Source organism: Ilumatobacter sp., from assembly GCF_041688325.1.
In the GTDB taxonomy this organism is placed as follows: domain Bacteria; phylum Actinomycetota; class Acidimicrobiia; order Acidimicrobiales; family Ilumatobacteraceae; genus Ilumatobacter_A.
In genome coordinates this window covers 1-2567 of record NZ_JBDNIJ010000112.1, presented here as the reverse complement: position 1 = coordinate 2567, position 2567 = coordinate 1, and the positions used below count along the sequence as shown (strand labels likewise).

At 61.6% G+C, this 2567-nt stretch carries 2 protein-coding genes; both read right to left on the bottom strand.

The window, feature by feature from the left end:
• Nucleotides 1–1381: xanthine dehydrogenase family protein molybdopterin-binding subunit (locus ACH2EI_RS07575; RefSeq protein WP_395159605.1), on the bottom strand; the 1381-nt coding region annotated here is incomplete at its 3' end.
• Nucleotides 1382–1424: 43 nt separating this feature from the next.
• Nucleotides 1425–2567 (bottom strand): ABC transporter permease (locus tag ACH2EI_RS07570; RefSeq protein ID WP_395159603.1); only part of this gene is annotated, 1143 nt, incomplete at its 5' end.

Below are 2567 nucleotides of genomic sequence, written 5' to 3'. Positions count from 1 at the left end.
AGCCTTCCAGCGAGCCATTAGGTCCGAAGCCTGCGATCTCTAACCAGCACGACAGCCCAATCCCCAACAGCTTTGCCTTGGGGTCGGCGCGCCGCTCCGCTTGTTCAGCGCGTACGGCGTCGTAGTCGATGATGCGGAGGCATTCGGCGAGTGCAGCATCGAAGTCGCCAGAGTCATAGACGACAGCTTCGTTGTGCGTTTCGTACGGGAAAGCTGATTTCGGAATGAAGTTTCGGCGACGGACCTCGGCCGGGTCCAGGCCGGTTCGTCTGGCCACGACGTCGACGATCCGCTCGACTGAGAACGTTGCCTCGGGTCGACCGGCACCCCGGTACGCGGCCACCGGCGTCGTGTTCGTCGTGACCGTACGATATGACGCCTCGACCTTTGGGATCCGATATGCCCCGGCAGCCATCCAGGTCGTCAGGACGGCAAGGCCAAGACCGGTCGGATCGGGGTAGGCGCCCAGATTCTGGCTGACGACGAGGCGCAGTGCTTTGATCTTGCCGCTGTTGTCGAATCCGACATCGATGTCATGGACCTGATCGCGGCCCGCCGCCATCTGCACCATCGCCTCGGATCGTGTCTGCGCGAACTTCACCGGTCGGCCGAGCAGCTTGGACAGGACGGGTGCAACGAACATCTCCGGGTACCAGACAATTTTCGAGCCGAATCCCCCGCCGACGTCCGGAGCAATCACCCGGCAAGTGGTCTGGGGAACATCGAGCCATGTCGCCAAGTTGTTGCGCAGGTGATGGGGTGCCTGAGTCGTCGCCCAGACGGTCAAGCCGTCTGGTTTCCAGTCGGCAAGCACCGCAACCGGCTCGATCGGCACCGCCGCACAACGCTGGTTCACGATGTGCAGGCCAGCTCGCTGATCGCACCGTTCGAACTCGCGCTCAAGATCCTCCAGCATGGGCACGACGGTGACCACATTGGAACCGTGATGCCCAAACAGCGGCGTAGCGTCGGCTGCGGTCGCGGCCTCGATCGATGTCATCACCGGCAACGGCTCGTACTCGACGTAGACAGCACTCACTGCGTCGGCTGCTGCGTATCGGTCCTCTGCGACGACAATCGCAACCGGCTCTCCGGCGAAACGGACGGTGTTGCGAGCAAGGACCGGTCGTTCGAAACCCGGCAGTCCCTGCGGCAGATCCGGGTAGTCGACGAAATCGGCAGCGGTGTACACCCCGAGCACTCCGTCGATCCTCAACGCCTCGCGCCCATCGATCGATGTGATTCGCCCGTGCGCCTCGATGGACATCACGAACTCGGCGAACACCGTTCGGGCCGGAGCAAGGTCGTCGACAAACGTGCCGGTACCGGTGAGAAGCCGCGGATCTTCCTTGCGAAGCACCTTCGCGCCGACCAAGCTCATCTGATTCTCCTCGTTGTGGTGTCGTACATTGTGGGCTCTCGTTTCACTTCGGCTTGATGTGGTGGCCCTCGGCGTCCTCGGGGTCGTACCACCATTCCTGCACGTTTTCCTTGGAGCGGTCGGTCTTGGGAGTACCCCAACCGAGCAACTTGCCGAGGAAGTGCTCGGGGCCGCTCTCCTCGCGTCGCCACCACCGACGCTCGCCACCGTGGACGCTTTTCCGATAGAAAGAAAATCCAACAGCGACGATCAGTGCGACACCAAAGAACAGCGCTTCGATCCATGTCGTGCCGACACCAGCGAGTTGGAGTCCTTTGACTCCAGACTGCAAGACGAAGACGGCGAGGACGGCGCCCCACACGTTGAAACGACGTTTGAACTGAGTGGAGCCGAGGAAGGCCGCGGCAAAAGCCGGCAGGAGGTAGGGCGAACCCGATTGCGCCTGGGTCGAGCCGAACTGGGCGGCCAACATGACACCACCGATCGCGGCGAATACGGCCGACGTGACGAGCGAGCCCCAGACGTAGCGGTCAGTTTGCACCCCGGCGAGTCGAGCTGCCTCGCGGGCGCCGCCGGTGGCGAACAAGTACCGTCCGACTGCGGTGTGTTCGACAATGAACCACAACGCGAATGCCAGCACGATGGCCAGAATCACGGTCTTATTGAGGCCCCATGCAAACTCTGTAGCGAGCGACTTGAACGAGTCAGGAAATCCGAGGATGGATCGGTTGTTCGATCGCCAAACTGCAAACGCAGTCAGGATCGAACTCATCCCCAGCGTCGCAATAAAGGAATCGATACGTATTTTCACGACGAGGAACCCGTTGACATTGCCGACAACGACCCCGACCAGCAACGCTGCCGCGATCGCAACCGGATACGACCAGCCCTGTTCGACCATTCCCCAGCCAGCAACGACCGATGACGCCGAGATCGTGCCCGCGATTGACAGGTCGAACACGCCAGCGGCAAGTGGGACCAGCAGGCCGAGGGCAACAACGACCAGGATCGCGTTTGCATTGAGCACGGAACGATGCGTCAACCAGGTGAACCACGTCTCGGGCACCCACGTCATGAACACGGCCCAGATGAGCGCATAGAGGTAGACGACGCCGATGTTGCGTGGATGGAACATCTTCCACTTGATGGGCGAGCGTCGCGTGTCGAAACGGCTATCGATCTTCTT